The sequence below is a fragment of the Polaribacter sargassicola genome (assembly GCF_021991835.1).
Taxonomy (GTDB): Bacteria; Bacteroidota; Bacteroidia; order Flavobacteriales; family Flavobacteriaceae; genus Polaribacter; species Polaribacter sargassicola.
Window position 1 is genome coordinate 1 of sequence record NZ_JAHDAU010000013.1, and the last position, 16,471, is coordinate 16,471.

General features: G+C 30.3%; 10 protein-coding genes. All 10 read right to left on the minus strand.

Annotated features, from left to right (window positions below; all coding sequences use genetic code 11):
- Nucleotides 1–691, minus strand: a 691-nt coding sequence (locus tag KI686_RS15070; protein ID WP_237590165.1) for a 6-phosphogluconolactonase, incomplete at its 3' end; no start/stop codon positions are given.
- A 505-nt stretch (nucleotides 692–1,196) separates the two neighbouring features.
- The gene (locus KI686_RS15075; RefSeq protein WP_237590166.1) at nucleotides 1,197–3,422 is read right to left on the minus strand and encodes a GH92 family glycosyl hydrolase; all 2,226 of its coding nucleotides are present in this window, start codon (nucleotides 3,420–3,422) and stop codon (nucleotides 1,197–1,199) included.
- Nucleotides 3,423–3,431: 9 nt separating this feature from the next.
- The gene (locus KI686_RS15080; protein WP_237590167.1) at nucleotides 3,432–5,762 is read right to left on the minus strand and encodes a glycoside hydrolase family 20 protein; all 2,331 of its coding nucleotides are present in this window, start codon (nucleotides 5,760–5,762) and stop codon (nucleotides 3,432–3,434) included.
- A gap of 13 nt (nucleotides 5,763–5,775) precedes the next feature.
- Nucleotides 5,776–6,795 (minus strand): glycosylasparaginase, encoded by a 1,020-nt coding sequence (locus KI686_RS15085; protein WP_237590168.1) that lies wholly within the window; start codon nucleotides 6,793–6,795, stop codon nucleotides 5,776–5,778.
- An 8-nt stretch (nucleotides 6,796–6,803) separates the two neighbouring features.
- Nucleotides 6,804–9,056, minus strand: coding sequence for a GH92 family glycosyl hydrolase (locus KI686_RS15090; protein WP_237590169.1), 2,253 nt, complete (start codon nucleotides 9,054–9,056; stop codon nucleotides 6,804–6,806).
- Between the two features lie 4 nt (nucleotides 9,057–9,060).
- Nucleotides 9,061–10,173 carry a family 10 glycosylhydrolase gene (locus tag KI686_RS15095; RefSeq protein WP_237590170.1) on the minus strand — a complete coding sequence of 371 codons (1,113 nt, stop codon included), beginning with the start codon at nucleotides 10,171–10,173 and terminating at the stop codon, nucleotides 9,061–9,063.
- 8 nt (nucleotides 10,174–10,181) lie between these two features.
- A complete protein-coding gene (locus KI686_RS15100; protein WP_306665759.1) occupies nucleotides 10,182–11,231 on the minus strand; it encodes a carbohydrate-binding family 9-like protein in 1,050 nt (349 codons plus the stop codon).
- 31 nt (nucleotides 11,232–11,262) lie between these two features.
- A complete protein-coding gene (locus KI686_RS15105) occupies nucleotides 11,263–12,228 on the minus strand; it encodes a glycoside hydrolase family 130 protein (RefSeq protein WP_262914011.1) in 966 nt (321 codons plus the stop codon).
- Nucleotides 12,229–12,258: 30 nt separating this feature from the next.
- Nucleotides 12,259–14,142, minus strand: a complete 1,884-nt coding sequence (locus tag KI686_RS15110) for a sodium:solute symporter family protein (protein ID WP_237590172.1) — start codon at nucleotides 14,140–14,142, stop codon at nucleotides 12,259–12,261.
- Nucleotides 14,142–16,391 carry a GH92 family glycosyl hydrolase gene (locus tag KI686_RS15115; protein WP_237590173.1) on the minus strand — a complete coding sequence of 750 codons (2,250 nt, stop codon included), beginning with the start codon at nucleotides 16,389–16,391 and terminating at the stop codon, nucleotides 14,142–14,144. The genes KI686_RS15110 and KI686_RS15115 overlap by 1 nt, the downstream gene beginning before the upstream one ends.
- Between the last annotated feature and the right edge of the window lie 80 nt (nucleotides 16,392–16,471).

A 16,471-nucleotide genomic window follows, 5' to 3' on the forward strand; every position in this document is an offset into this window, starting at 1 on the left:
TTATAATATTAGATTTGCTTTCTCCCCAAGCCATTAAAATGACTCTCTTGGCTTCCATTATTTTCTTTACTCCTAATGTTATTGCTGTTCTTGGCGTATTTTCTAAACCAGAAAAATCTCCACTTGCTGCAACTCTTGTTATGTGATCTAAAGCTACTAATCTTGTTTTTGAATTTTGTAATGATCCAGATTCATTAAAACCAATATGTCCGTTTCCTCCAATTCCTAAAATCTGTAAATCGATGCCTCCTAAAGCTTCTATTTTTGCTTCGTAATCGCTACAATATTCTCTAATCTTATCTTTTGGTAAGGTACCGTCTGGTACAAAACAGTTTTCTGGTAAAATATCTACATGATTAAACAATTGTTCTTGCATAAAACGAACGTAACTATTTACAGAATCTGGCTCCATTGGATAGTATTCATCTAAATTAAAAGAAACAACATTCTTAAAACTTAAACCTTCTTCTTTGTGCAAACGCACTAATTCTGCATACAAGCCTTTTGGTGATGAACCTGTAGCTAAACCTAAAATACATGGTTGTTTTTGAGACTGTTTTACCTTTATTAAACTTGCTATCTCTTGAGCGATAGACTGTGAGGCAGAAGTAGAATCTGAATAAACTATGGTACCAACGTTCTCAAATCGCTTTTCAAATCCAGTAGCAATATCTATTTTACTCTTTAACATTTTATTTTATTTTTTGATTTAAATATTAGTTATCAGCCAAAAGTTATCTTTAATATTAGAAAGTTCTGTTTCTTTTTTTAATCATTTATTTAATAAAAAGATTAAGACATTTCTAGAGTAAAAATATTCTAAGACTAATTTTACATAAAAAAACCAACAAAAGAATACATATTAAAATTTGTTCGACCAATAACAATCCTGAAAAGATGTTGGTTCTTTATTTTTTTAAAAGTAATATCTTAAGAAACGAGCCAATAGTTGAATTATTTTTTTTAATTTTTAGATATTTCATTAAAATAAAACTAATTCTTTTAAATATTCGCAAAATTTAAAATAAATTATTTTTTATACTCTTCTCAAAATAAAAAAGTTAGAAGATTACTAAACAAACATTAGTGTATTTATTAGAAAAAAAACATTAATATCTAATAAATTAAAAGTAAAAAGTTATTAAAATGTATAGAAATTACATAAAGACAATGCCAATTCAGTTAAAATAGCATTATTATTCTTTTAGTATAATATTTAAAGTTGCACCATTTACCAAATCTTTATGGTCTATAAAATATTCTTTGTGTATTTTATTGTTAACTTTAATTTTATTTATAAAACCATCTTTTTTATTACCTGTTTTAGTAATTATTAATTGGTTACCAGTATAATAATCTTTATCTAATTCTATGGTTACTTTATCAAAAACTGGAGTTGTAATTGTGTAAAAAGGTTCTCCTGGAGAAATTGGGTAAATACCCATCATACTATAAATTAACCATGCAGACATTGTTCCTGTATCATCATTACCAGGTAATCCATCTGGACTGTTTTTAAAGTATTTAGAAATTAACTCTTTAACTTTTTGTTGACTTCTCCACTCTTCTCCTTTTACATAATTAAACAAAAAAGGATAACCTATATCTGGCTCATTTGCCATATCAAATTGATCTTTATCAAATACTTTTTGTAACTGATTGATAAATGATTTTTTTCCGCCCATTAATTTTATCAATCCTCTAATATCATGAGAAACCATAAAAGCATACTGCCAAGCATTACCTTCTATAAAACCAATACTCTTTTCAAAATCAGCACCTTTTAACGGATTAAAAGGCTCATACCAAGAACCATCAGGATTTTTAGGTCTTAATAGTTTTAAATCTTTATCAAATAAATTTCTATAAGTTAAAGACTGTTTTAAAAATCTTTTATAATCTTCTTTTTTACCTAAAGATTTTGCTAATAACGCAATAGAATAATCACCTATATTATATTCTTGAGTTGTAGATACAGAACCAATATTTTTTGTTGTTAAATATCCTGTTTTAACATACTCATTTATGCCTGGCCTTAATGGATTATTTTCTAAAACTGTAGCACTTTTATGCATAGCATTGTATGCTTTTTCTATATCAAAATCTTTAATCCCTTTTAAGTAAGTGTCTGTTAAAACAATTCCTGCTGGATCACCAACCATTGTGGTTGTTTCTGTAGAATTTAGTTCCCATTTAGGCAACCAACCACTTTCATCATAAATATCTAACATACTTTTTACCATGTTAGATTGCTGTTTAGGATACACTAAAGACATTAATGAATGTAAATTTCTGTAAGTATCCCAAAAAGAAAACACTGTAAAACGGGTTCCTTCTGTTTTTAATGTTTGACGAGTTGTCATACCTGGATATTCTCCATTAAAATCATTTAATGTATTAGGATGAATTAAAGTATGATACAATGCTGTGTAAAAAATTGTTTTATCATCTTTTGTACCTCCTTCTACTTTTATTTTTGATAAAAGCGAGTTCCACTCAAAAGATGTAGACTTATAAATATCATTAAAAGACAAATTTTGTGTTTCTTTTTCTAAGTTTTCTCTTGCATTTTCTATACTTACGTAAGAAACACCAACTTTAACTTCTACCTCTGTGGGTTTTAAAAAATTGTATTTAAAATAAGTACCAATACTATCTCCTATAACTTCTTTTTTATACCCTTTTTTTATTCTAGTTTTACCATTGTAAGGCATCCATTTAGCTTCTACTCCTTTGTATTTTCTTGTTTTTTTCCAAACTCCAAAATCATCTGCAGGTTTACTAAATTTTGCTACAAAATATACAGGATAAGCTTCTTCTGGTTTGTAATAACAAAAAGAACCTACAGTTCTAACTCCTTCTATTTCGGTAGAAGAAACCACTTTTACAGATGCTCCTTGTTCATTGGTTAAACCCAAACCTAAATTTAATAATATATTAGATTCTCCTTTAGGAAATGTATATTTAGAAACGCCTGTTCTTGTTGTTGCAGTAGTTTCTACTTTTATGTTATATTTTTTTAAAATAGTACTGTAATATCCTGCTTTAGCAATTTCATTTGTATAAGTACTACCATATTTTAAATGGTTTGTTTCTAAAGCTCCTGTTGTTGGCATAAATAATATTACACCTAAATCCGGACAACCAACTCCACTTAAATTTACATGAGAAAAGCCTGTTAAAAAAGTATTTTCGTTTACATATGGATTAGACAACCACCTGCTATCTTTTTCTAAAGAATTTTGTTTACCAGAAACATTAAAAGGAGAAACACTAACCATACCTCTTGGTGCAATTGCCCCAGGATTTGTAGCGCCAAAATTAGATGTTCCAATAAATGGATTTACATAATCTACTAATTGTTGTGCATTAATAATTAACTGATTTCCTAAAAGAAATAATATACAAAGCTTAACTCTCATCTAAATATTTTAATTAACTAATATCTCATCCATAAAAAACCAAACTTCATTACGATTTTTGTTATTTTTTAAAAGATTAACTTTTAACTTTATAAACTTTACTTTATGTGGTTTAAATTCTAATTTAAAATCTTTAAGTTCTGACTGGTTATTTTCTTTAAACTCTTTAGTTAAAGACTGTATTTCTGTAAACTTTTTTCCGTCTGTAGAAGTTAGAATATTAATTTTAGCTGGATAAAATATTCCATTTTTTTGATTTTGCATACTACCAATTACAACTTCTTTAATTGTTTTTTCTGCTTCTAAATCAATAACAATATCTACGTCTTTATTTAACCAAGCTTGCCAACGACCATCTCTAAAATTTTTACTACCTCTTAATGTATTAACTAAATTAAATTTTTCTGAACCTTTATGCCTCTCGTGGTAACTTGTTTGGTAATCAATTATACTAGAAACCGCTTTATGAAACACAATAGTATCTGTAAAAACGTTACCTACTGGTAAATTATTTTCGAATAAAGAAGCTTTTATTGAGGTAGTTTCTTTTAAAATAATTGGTTTATCAAACTTTGTTGAATTCTTATTAAGTCCCTCTTCATTTAAAGCATATCTAATATCAGAATCTTTATATTCATTATATAACGTTAATGCTATTGTTTTATTTTGATTATCGGTTGTTGCTTTAGAACCAATGATAAAAGTACTTTTTGCAAAATTAATATCTAAAGTCTCATATCTTTTTAACATTACTTTTAATCGTTTAGAAAAATCATCCCAATTTCTAGAAGATTTTGTACTCCAAACTGTTTCTGATAAAGCTGTTAATCTAGGAAAAATCATGTATTGAGAATGCTCTTCTGTAGAAATATGTTCTGCCCAAAGATTTGCTTGTCCTCCTAAAATATGTTGCGCTTCTTGTTCTGTTAATTCTTCTACAACAGGATCAAAAGTATACACCTTACTAACAGACAACACACTACCGCCTGCTATAGGTTCTAATTCTGGCGGCCCTTGATAATAATCAAAATAAGAATGAGATACAGGCGTCATTATTGCATCATTACCATGCTTAGCAGCTTCTACACCTCCTTTTACACCACGCCAACTCATTACAGTAGCATCTGGTGCTAAACCTCCTTCTAAAATTTCATCCCAACCAATTATTTTTTTTCCTTTAGAGTTAATAAACTTTTCCATTCGCTTAATAAAATAACTCTGCAGTTCATCTACATTTTTTAGACCTTCTTCTTTAATTCTTTTTTTACAATGCAGACACTCAATCCAATTGGTTTTAGTTGCCTCATCACCTCCAATATGAATATATTTAGATGGAAAAATTTCTATTACTTCTGATAAAACATTTTCTAAAAACTGAAATGTACTTTCTTTTCCTGCACAATAAATATCTGTTATTGGCCATATAGCACCAGAAGGAACTGCTACAGGTTCTGATAAGCATGATAATTCTGGATACGCAGCTATAGCACTAGTTACGTGCGCTGGCATTTCTATTTCTGGTACAACCTCAACACCTTTTAAAGATGCATAAGCTACAATTTCTTTTAAATCTTCTTGTGTTAAAAAACCACCGTAGGTACCTTTTTCTTTTGGATTATTATCTTTTCTAGAATTCCAAGGAGTAGATTCTTGATCTACTCTCCAAGCACCAACTTCTGTTAGTTTTGGATATTTTTTTATCTCTATACGCCATCCTTGATCATCTACTAAATGAAGGTGAAGTATATTCATCTTATGCATAGATAATGCATCAATGGTTTCTTTTATGTATTCTTTATCAAAAAAATGACGAGATAAATCTAACATTAATCCACGCCACTTAAATCTTGGTCCATCTTTTATTTCTACATTAGGTACTTGCCATACAATATCTTCTACTTTTTTTTTACTTTCTATTTCAATTGGTAATAGCTGTCTAAGACTTTGTATTGCATAAAGAAAACCTGCATTATCTGATGCTGTAATATTTATATGCTTTTCTTTAATAGTTAAAGTATAAGTTTCTGGAAGTAGTTTCTCATCACTTTTAAAAAGAATATAATTTGATGTTGGTAATTTTTCTACAGTCTTTAAAGCCCAACCTGTTGCATTCTTAAATTTATCTATTAAAACACTTGCTGCAGTTATTTGCTCTTTTTTAGAAGTAACAAAAACAGTATTTTTATCAAACTTAAAAACTCCTGGATTAATTTTTAAACTATTAACCTTAGGTATAATAGTAATATCTGATTCTGAAAAAATTTTTGTTGATTTTTCTTTACAAGCATTGATTATTATGACAAAAACTAATAAAAGGTATAGATAAATCTTTTTTTTCATCATCAAAAAAATCTTATTTTCTTACTATTTTAGAAGCGGCTTTTTCCATACGATTACCTTTTTCATCATCGTAAACAGCATAATTAAAACCTGGTCTAATACTATAACCACCATACTCACCTTGTTTATTTACAGCAATAAAACCAACTTGTAAATAAGCCATATCTTTATGGTTTAAGTGCTTTTTATAAATACGCTCTACAATTTCTTTACAAGCTTCTGTCGGCGATTTCCCTTGCCTCATTAACTCTACAACCATTGCGCTTCCTGCTGTTCTTATTACAGCTTCTCCTAAACCTGTTGCGGCAGCTGCACCTACTTCATTATCTAAAAAAAGACCAGCTCCTATAATTGGTGAATCTCCCACTCTACCATGCAATTTCCACGCAGCTCCACTTGTTGTACAACCACCATAAAGATTACCATCTTCATCTAAAACCAACATACTTATTGTATCGTGGTTCTCAATATTTATTACAGGTTTATATTTAGATTTTTCTAACCATTTTATCCAAGATTGTTTAGATTTTTCAGTTAATAAATTTTCTTCTTTAAAACCTTTTTCTAATGCAAATTGCAATGCTCCTTTTCCTGTAAGCATTACATGTGGCGTTTCTTCTAAAACTTTTTTTGCTACTGCTATTGGGTGTTTTATACCTTGTAAAAATGAAACCGAACCACAATCGCTATTCTTATCCATAATACAAGCATCTAATGTTACTTTACCTTCTCTATCTGGTAAACCACCATAACCTACGCTTCGTACATTTGGGTCTGCCTCTGGAATACCAACACCAGATACAATAGCATCTAAAGCTGGTTTATTATTTTTTAATTCTTTCCAAGCTTCTTCATTTGCTGCCAAACCATGTCTCCATGTAGAAATAATAATTGGCTTTTTTTTGATATTAGTAGTTAGAACATCATTTGTTGATGCATCCTCTTTATTTGATTTGTTGGCGTAAGTATATAAAGAGCTAATTGCAACAGAACCTAATGCTGCTTTTTTTATAAATTTTCTTCTACTACTCATAAAATTGTTTATTTAAATACTTCGGATGAAAGTGCTATTAAAAAATTTTTATCTTCATTTGGTTTTTCTCCCATAAAAAACTCTAGTTTACCTCCTTTAATAATTTCTTTATGTGTGATGTAATTTTTATTTAATTCTACACCGTTTAAAACTACTTTTTGAATGTACTTGTTAGAGGAATTGTTATTTACGGATTCTACTATAAAAGTATTTCCGTTTTCTAAATTTAACTCTGCTCTATCAAATAAAGGAAACCCAAAACTATAAACACCTTGCGCAGGATTAACAGGATAAAAACCTAAACTACTAAAAATATACCAAGAAGACATCTGCCCGCAATCTTCATTACCACAATGGCCGTTTGGTGCATTTTTATATTGTGTTTCTAATATTTCTCTAACCCTTTCTTGTGTTTTCCATGGTTTACCAATATAGTTATACAAATATCCAACATGATGACTTGGCTCGTTACCATGTGCATATTGCCCAATCATTCCTGTGCTAAAAATAGGTAATTTATCGCTAGGAAACGGACTGTAAGTAAACATTGAATCTAATTTTTTTTCAAAAACCTCATTACCACCAACTTGTTTTATTAGACCTTCTACATCTTGCGGAACCGACCAAAAGTATTGCCAAGCATTACTTTCACAAAAATATGATGTGTATTCTTTAGGAATAAAGTGTTCTATAAATTTACCATTTTTATATTTAGGACGCATAAAAGTACTTTTAGAATCGTAAACATTTTTCCAATTGTTTGCTCGTTCAGAAAAATATTTATAATCGTTTTCTTTTCCTAAATCTTTCGCAAACTGTGCAATACACCAATCATCATAAGCGTATTCTAGTGTTTTAGAAACCGACCAATTTTCGTGATGACCATCAATAGGTACAAAACCATATTTCATGTAATCATCAATTTGTCTGTTTTTATCTATCGCACTTTGTTTACATGCTTCAAAAGCTAATTCTGCATCAAAATTTTCAATTCCTTTAAAATAGGCATCTACTATTACTGGCACTGCATGGTAACCAATCATCATATTGGTTTCGTTACCTTGCATAGACCAAACAGGCAATAAACCTGTTTCTTTATAATGTGCCAAAAGAGAATTTATCATATCAGATACTCGTTCTGGATGTAAAATAGTATGTAAAGGATGAGCCGCTCTGTATGTATCCCATAAAGAAAATGTATCGTAACGATCATAATCTTTAGCATTCATAATACTATCGTTTGCACCTTTATAATCGCCATTTAAATCACTTAAAAGTGTTGGAGCTAACATAGATTGATACATCATAGTATAGAAAATTGTTTTCTTTTCTATATCATTCGTTTCAATCTTTATTTTTTGTAATTGAGCATTCCAAACAGCATCGGCTTTTGCTTTTATTTCTTCAAAATTAAAACCAGCAGCTTCTGCTTTTAAAGATTTATAAGCACCATCAATACTACCTGTAGATAGACCTGTTTTTAAAACAATTTTCTCATTTTCTACAGTACTAAAATCAAGTATCAATTTTGTATTTACGCCTTTTACAGGTGATGTTACCTTCTCTCCATCACTTAACAATGTATAAGATTTAAAAGGTTTAGACAGGTTTATTACAAAAAATAAACGTTGGTCTCTTGCCCAACCTTTAGACATTCTGTAACCTTCTATTGTTTTATCATCAACAACTTTGAAATAAGTTTCTGTTGGTTTATCCCAATTTAAAGAATAGCCTAAATCTACATGAATTTGAGATAGGCTATCTTTAGGAAAAGTATATTGATGAACACCTGTTCTTCTTGTTGCTGTAACTTCTGCTTTTATACCAAAATCAGATAACATAACACTATAATAACCTGGTGAAGATGTTTCGCTATCATGCGAAAAACTAGAAAACGGTTTATAACTATTCTCTTTTATTTTTTTTGATGATCTACTATTGGTTGGCATTACCAAAATATCATACATATCTCCAGCTCCTGTACCGCTTAAATGTGTATGTGAAAAACCAGAAATTATAGAGTCTTGATAAAAATAACCTGCAATTCTGTCCCAACCCGGAATACCATGATCTGGACTTAATTGCACCATTCCGAAAGGAACCGTTGCTCCTGGATATGTATTTCCAGGACCATCTGTACCGATAAAAGTATTTACAAACGATGTTAATGCATCAGGTTTAACTTCTACTTCAACTTGCTTTTCTTTTTTACAGGCATAGCAACAAAATATTAATACCGCTATGTAAATACTTTTAGTCATGTATTTATTCTTTAGAATTTTTAATAATTTTAAATTGCTCTTCTGTCATTTTTCCATCATCAAAAAATGCAATTCCATTTGCGCCGTTATCTTTTGCCATTTGAATCGCCTTTTTTAAATCTTCTGGCGTTAATTTAGGTGTATACAACCCTGTATGTAGTTGGGTTGCTTTTCCTTCTAAATCTTGAACTCCTTGTTTGGTTGCATAACCAATCCAATCTAACTCTTCGTTGTAAAAGTTGTAATATATCATTGGTAAAACCATATCTACATTCCATTTATCCCAACGTTGACGCACCATATGGTCTGCCATTTCTGGATAAGGAAATACGGCTGCACTTAATTTTTTATCGTGTTTATGTACCACTTCATATGCTTCGTTAACAAGAGATCTTATTTCATTTAAACGGAAATTTTTCCATTCAATATCAATCGCAGGGTTTTCCATTTTTCTTGGATCTTTATGGTGAAGAGCCATAAACTTCTCTACACTCGCATCAGAATAATCGAAATCGTAATCTGGTAATTCTTCCTCTTGTTTTAAATCGTATTTTGGAAGTAAGCCAATTGGTAAATACACATCTGGGTAACGTATATAATCTAAGTGTACACTTGTTACTCCTTCTACCTTAGCCAAACCTTCTACCAAACTTAAAATGTGTTTTCTTGCCTCTGGATGACTTGGAGATAACCATTGATAATACCCAACATACGGTCTTTCTTCTTTTACAAAGCAAGACTTTCCGCTACGACTTACCATATACCAATCTGGGTGCTGTTGCGCTATAGAATCTCCTGGTCTATTTGTAGTAAACATCCAAGCATGCACCTCTAAACCTAACTTATTTGCTATTGGTGCTGCCTTAGATAATGTTTTAGGATTTGCGTTTGTATTAATTAAAATAGCATCAATACCATTTTCTTTTAAAATACTAAATCTCTTTTCTATACTAGATTCTGATTCTTTATCTCCTACAGCAATCCATTTCCAATATTTATATTTTCCTTCAGTTTTTTCTGTTATCTCTTTAGAATCAACAACTGCATTTTGTTTTGATGCATTGTTGCAAGACATAAAACCTAATACAAGGGTAATTATTGCTATTCTTAATTTCATATTGATTGTTATTTAGATATAAATTTTCCGTCTTCTTTTACCGTTAGTATTTTATTTGTGAATGGACTTTTAACTGATATATTCCATCCCATACTATGGGTTTCTAATTTCGGTTCTATTAGTTTTCCGTCTATTTTAATTTCTGATGTTTTTAATTTTTCTACTGAAGTAAAGTAGGCTTTGTTCTCTTTATAGTGCGCCGTTTGAATACGATACATTTTATATAATTCCCATTTAATTTTATCGTCTTTAGGAATTATAAAATTGTTGTCTTTTTTAGGTGCTTGGGAAGAGAAAAACACATAACCCCATTTTTCTGGTTCATGCATATTTATAACTCCCATTGGCGACCACACCCAATTGTATTCGTGTAAGCGTTTTCCGTTAGCATCTTTTTTTCTTTCGTATTTACCGTCTGTAATTTGATAATCCCAGTTTACACGAGAAAAATTAACACGCCAAAACTTATCAGATGGTACATTCTTATGAAAATAACCTGTTTTATAAGCAGCCCATGGTATTGCTATTTCTAAAACCCAACCTTTATCTACATCATTTGGATTATTTAGTGTTCCGTTTACTTTTACTGCTGATTTTAAACCGGTAATATTCCAATCATTTAAAACTACATTTGCATTTCTGTATGGCTTAGATATAAATAAATCCCATGGTGTGTTTAACGCATTTATTTCTAACTCGTAATAATTATGTGTATCTCCATCGGGGTCTACAAATACTTCAAAATCGTTATTATGAAATATTATAGCATCTCTATCTTTTATATCTCCCCAAACATGAGGTTCTTCTATTTTTGCTAAAATATAAAAATAAGTATCGTCCCAAAGCATTTTAGCCTCTGTCTTATACTTAGGTTGCTTAACACCTTCAATATCAATAAAAAGATTTGTCCACTGCACGGCATTCCAGGCAGCATCAGAGTCTTCACCATCAATAATAATTTTTTCTGATGTTTTGTAAGCTGTATATGTTTCTGGAATTATATCTTTTTTATTCTGAGCAAAACTTAGTACAGTTATACCACAAAATGCAAACCTCAAAAACGTATTTTTAAACTGCATACTCTGTATATTATAAACTATTATTTTTTGTAAAATCTACAACTTCACTAAGTTTACCAAAAGCCAAAGCAACAACTGTATCTGCAGCACCATAATATACTGCTAGTTTATCTTCTTTAATATCATGTAAAGCAGCACAAGGAAAAACTACATTTGGCACATCTCCTACTTGTTCATAAGTTTCGGCAGGTCCTAATAAATAAGGTTGCGTTCTATATTTTACCTTATCAGGTTCGTTTTCATCTAAAAGTGCAGATCCCATTGCATACCTAAATCCGTTACATGTATTAATTACTCCGTGATAAATCATAAGCCAACCTTCGTCTGTTAAAATAGGAATTGGTCCTGCTCCTATTTTGGTACATTGCCAAGCACTATCTTCAAAATTAGAAGCTTTCATAACACAACGATGTTCTCCCCAGTATTTCATATCTGGGCTATAGCTAATGTAAATATCTCCAAAAGGTGTATGACCGTTATCACTAGGTCTGCTTAGCATCGCATATTTACCATTAATTTTTTGTGGAAATAAAACCCCGTTTCTGTTAAATGGTAAAAATGCATTTTCGCACTGAAAAAACTCTTTAAAATCGAATGTATATCCAATACCAATTGTTGGTCCGTTATAACCATTACACCACGTAATCCAATATCTATCTTCTATAAAAACAACACGAGGGTCGTATTTATAATCAGACTCTATCATTTCGGTATTTCCGGCTTGCATCACAATAGGTTCGTGTTCTATATCCCAATTAATACCATCTTTACTAAAACCTGCAAAAATATTCATTTGCACTGCTTTATTATCGCAACGAAAAACACCTGCAAAACCATCTTTAAAAGGCACTACAGCACTATTAAATATACTGTTTGATGAAGGAATATCATATCTATCTATAATAGGATTTTCATTATAACGCCACATAACATCATTACAGTTACTAGGCTTATCTTGCCAAGGTATTTGTTTCATTCTTATTATCTTTTGATATTTCTATATTATTTACTCTGTATCTGGAAGTTTTTTTACTTTATCTAACCATGTAAATTTAAGTATGATTGTGGTTATTACAAAAACTAACAATGCCATTAATGTTTTTGGATAATCTCTAATCATAAAATAAATAGGCAATAAAATCATACTTGATTGCCAAATAATACCAATTACGCAATTTAGCATATCTGATATAAAATCTCCATTTTTAGTGATGGTATTATCATCTTTTTTAAGTTCGTTTAATACCGGTTTCCACCATCCCCAAGGACGTACGTTAAAATAAAAAGACTTTAATGTTTCTATATTTGTGGCTGGCGTAAATAAAGTTCCTAAAAAAGATCCCAATAAAGAAACCGAAAATATGATAGGAAAAATATAAATTACATCTATATGAGCACAATCATATAAAAAAGAACCAACCTCAAAATTATCTTTATTCATATCTACTAAAAACTGTAAGGTTGCTATTATTAATCCTGATGTCATTCCCCAGAAATAACCCCAACCGTTAAAACGCCACCAAATCCATTTTAAAAAATTAGATGCCACATAACCGCCATAAAGTGCACTTGTAATCCATAATGTTATTGCATTTATAGATTCTGCGAAAAAGCCCATTATAACACCTAAAATTACAATAACAAAAGAGGTTAAATGACTAGCTTTTATATAATGAGATTCTTTTTCATTAGATTTATAATATTTTTTATAAATATCATTTACTACATAAGCTGGACCCGAATTTACAAACGCAGAAAAAGTAGACATAAATGCCGCCAATAAACCTGCTAACAAAAGCCCTTTTATACCAACAGGAACATGGTTATTAATTACTGTAGGTAAAATTATTTCTAAATCGCCTAAACTTAAAGTTGAAGAAGCTGCCATAGACGGTGCTAAATATACCAAAGCTAAAACAACAATACCACCAATAAGTAAATAACGAGGTATAAATAAAATTAAGTTTGTAAAACCACTCATATAAGCAGCTTCTTTTACAGATCTGGTTGATAAAATTCTCTGCATATCATAACTTGGTGTTGGCCCTGCAATACTTGCAAACAATCCTTTAAATAAACACATACCTATAAAAGCACCAAACATTTTATAACCTTGTGTATCTACAAGTTTATTAAAAGCTGTAAGTTCTCCCGTCCAAGATCCTTCTATAGAATTTCCGAAGAAAATAGTACTCCATTCTGTAGAAATAATGTTATTAATTTCTACATCTGTAACAGTTACAAATGCATAAATAGCCACCAAAACTCCTGATAAAACCATAATACCGTATTGTAAAACCTCTGTAGCTACTACAGAAAACATACCTCCTTTTATGGTATAAATAGTTGTTAAAAAGATGATAATTAGCGCATAACTTTGACTAGATGTTAATAATACAACATCGTTTAAAGCTAGAGTAATGTCCCAAGGTAAAATAACAGACATAAATTTACCTACACCTTCAAAAAAGTAAGCTATAAAACCAACAGATGCTACAATTGCAAAAATGGCTACTATTAAATGTGATGCTCTACCTGCTTTATCGTCTCCAAAACGGGTTAAAATCCATTCAGAACCTGTCATTATATTCGACCTCCTAATCCATACGGCTAAGAAAACCATAATAAAGATCTGATTCCAAATTGGCCACATCCACATAAATAAGAAACTTTTTGCTCCGTAAAGAAAAAGTAAACCTACCATCCAGGCAGTACCAGAAACATCAAACATACCAGACCCATTACTTAAACCTAAGTAATACCATTTTATACTTTTACCTCCTAAAAAATAAGAATCTAATCCTTTAGATGCACGTTTAGAAATCCAAATACCAACTCCTAGAGTTAATAGAATATACAGTACAATTATTATAAAATCTACACTATGCATTAGTTATTTTTATTATTTCCCCAAGATTTATTTGGTGTGTCTCCCATTACAAAATGAAGTGTTCCGCCTTCTAAAATTGTTTTATGGGCTATTGAAGATTGATTAAATACTTGTCCGTTAAGAGTTGCAGATTGTATATAAATATTTTTAGATGATACATTTTCTGCTTCAATAGTAAATACTTTATCTTTTGAAATAGAAATTGTTGACTTATCAAAAATAGGACTTCCTATTTCATATTCTGTTGATGCTGGATTCATAGGATATAAACCTATAGAACTTAAAACATACCAAGCACTCATTTGCCCACAATCTTCATTACCACTTAAACCATTTGGTGTTGTATTGTATTGTGTATCTAAAATATTACGAACCCAATATTGCGTTCTCCATGGTTTATTTGCAGTATTAAACATATAAGCTATATGATGACTTGGCTCGTTACCATGTGCATATTGACCTATTAAACCAGAAATATCTGCAGAAGTATTAGAACCTGTAATTTCTGAACTTTCTGTAAAAAGTTGCTCTAATCTATCTGTAAAAACATCATCACTACCATGTAAATCAATAAAATTCTCAACATTATGAGGCACAAACCAACTGTGTTGCCAAGCATTACCTTCTGTATAATCTGTATGTTCTCTATGATTAGAATATTTAGGATCAAAAGGCACATTCCAAGATTTTCTATCATCAGATTTACCTCTCATAAAACCAGTTTCTGCATCAAACAAATGTTTGTACGCTTTAGATCTATTTAAAAAGTAATTATAATCTTCTGTTTTACCTAAAGCCTTAGCCATTTGTGCTACACACCAATCATCATAAGCATATTCTAAACTTATTGTTACAGATTCATCTAATAAATTATAAGGAATATATCCATACTTTTTATATAATTCTAATCCTCTTTCGTTTTGCATCATGGTAGTTTTCATTGCTTTATATGCTCTTTCTGCATCAAAACCTCTAATACCTTTTAAATAAGCTTCTACAATAACAGGTATAGAATGATACCCTGTCATAGTATTTGTTTCGTTACCGTAAAGCGTCCAAACCGGAAGAATTTTTTTAGTCTCATAATACGCTAACATTGTATTAATAATATCAGAAACTTTTTCTGGATCTAACAATGTAAGTAATGGTTGTTCTGCTCTAAAAGTATCCCATAAAGACAAGGTAGAATAAGCCGAATAATCTTTGGCAACCTCTATACTATCGTTTTCTTTTCTAAACTCACCGTTTTTATCACTAAATGTTACTGGTGCTAATTGCGAATGATACATTGCTGTGTAAAAAATAGTTTTTAAAGAATCTACTGTTGTTTCTACTTTAATTTTAGACAAAGCCTCATTCCATGTACTATTTGCCTCTATTTTTACATCATTAAATTTATACTCATCTGTGTCTAAGTTATCTTTAGCATTTGCAATACTTACAGAAGATAGTGCAACTTTTACCAATAACTCATTATTATCATCTGTCTTAAAAAATAATTGTGCTGCAGTTTTCTTTCCTTCGACTACATTACCTTCTAAAACTTTTTTATCTGATAACAATTCTTGATCTATTATAGGTTTAGAAAACTTTGCAACAAAAAATACTTTTTGATTTTTTGCCCAACCAGTACTATAACGGTAACCACTAATGGTATATTTATCTTCTACATTAATAGAAGACTTTGTAGCTTTATCCCAATTGATACCAAAACCTAAGTCTACAACCAAAGATTGTGTATCATTTTCTTTAAAAGTGTATTTATGATAAGCAGTTCTTAATGTTGATGTTAACTCTACATTAACATCATGATCTTCTAAAAAAACTTGATAATATCCTGGAATTGATTTTTCATTTTTATGACTATAAGATGATTTATAAGATATAGAATCTCTAGAATCTGGCATAAAAGATAAATCTACTTTTTTATTTATTGGCATAAATAAAATATCTGCTAGGTCTCCAATACCAGTTCCACTTAAACTTAAATGACTAAAACCTACGGCTATAGAATCAGAATAATGATAACCAGAGCACCAATCCCAACTACTTCTTCCGTTTACAGGGCTTACTTGTAACATACCAAAAGGAACCGTTGCGCCTGGGTATGTATGCCCATGACCACCAGTACCTATAAAGGCATCTACATAAGTAGTTAAATTACTATTTTTTAATGTTTTATGTTTAATATTTTTTTTACAGCTAACTATAAAAATTAGAAGTAAAAAGGCAGGTATAATCTTCCTCATAAAAATAATGTATTGCTATAATAACATAAAAATTCATAAATTTAGCAATATTTAAAAGTAATTTAGACAGACAACCTATT

Excerpts from the sequence above, each read along its gene's own strand:
- KI686_RS15080 (WP_237590167.1), bottom strand. The coding sequence starts at position 5,762 with ATGAAAAAAAAGATTTATCTATACCTTTTATTAGTTTTTGTCATAATA.
- KI686_RS15085 (WP_237590168.1), bottom strand. The coding sequence starts at position 6,795 with ATGAGTAGTAGAAGAAAATTTATAAAAAAAGCAGCATTAGGTTCTGTT.
- KI686_RS15095 (WP_237590170.1), bottom strand. The coding sequence starts at position 10,173 with ATGAAATTAAGAATAGCAATAATTACCCTTGTATTAGGTTTTATGTCT.
- KI686_RS15115 (WP_237590173.1), bottom strand. The coding sequence starts at position 16,391 with ATGAGGAAGATTATACCTGCCTTTTTACTTCTAATTTTTATAGTTAGC.
- KI686_RS15105 (WP_262914011.1), bottom strand. The coding sequence starts at position 12,228 with ATGAAACAAATACCTTGGCAAGATAAGCCTAGTAACTGTAATGATGTT.
- KI686_RS15110 (WP_237590172.1), bottom strand. The coding sequence starts at position 14,142 with ATGCATAGTGTAGATTTTATAATAATTGTACTGTATATTCTATTAACT.
- KI686_RS15090 (WP_237590169.1), bottom strand. The coding sequence starts at position 9,056 with ATGACTAAAAGTATTTACATAGCGGTATTAATATTTTGTTGCTATGCC.
- KI686_RS15075 (WP_237590166.1), bottom strand. The coding sequence starts at position 3,422 with ATGAGAGTTAAGCTTTGTATATTATTTCTTTTAGGAAATCAGTTAATT.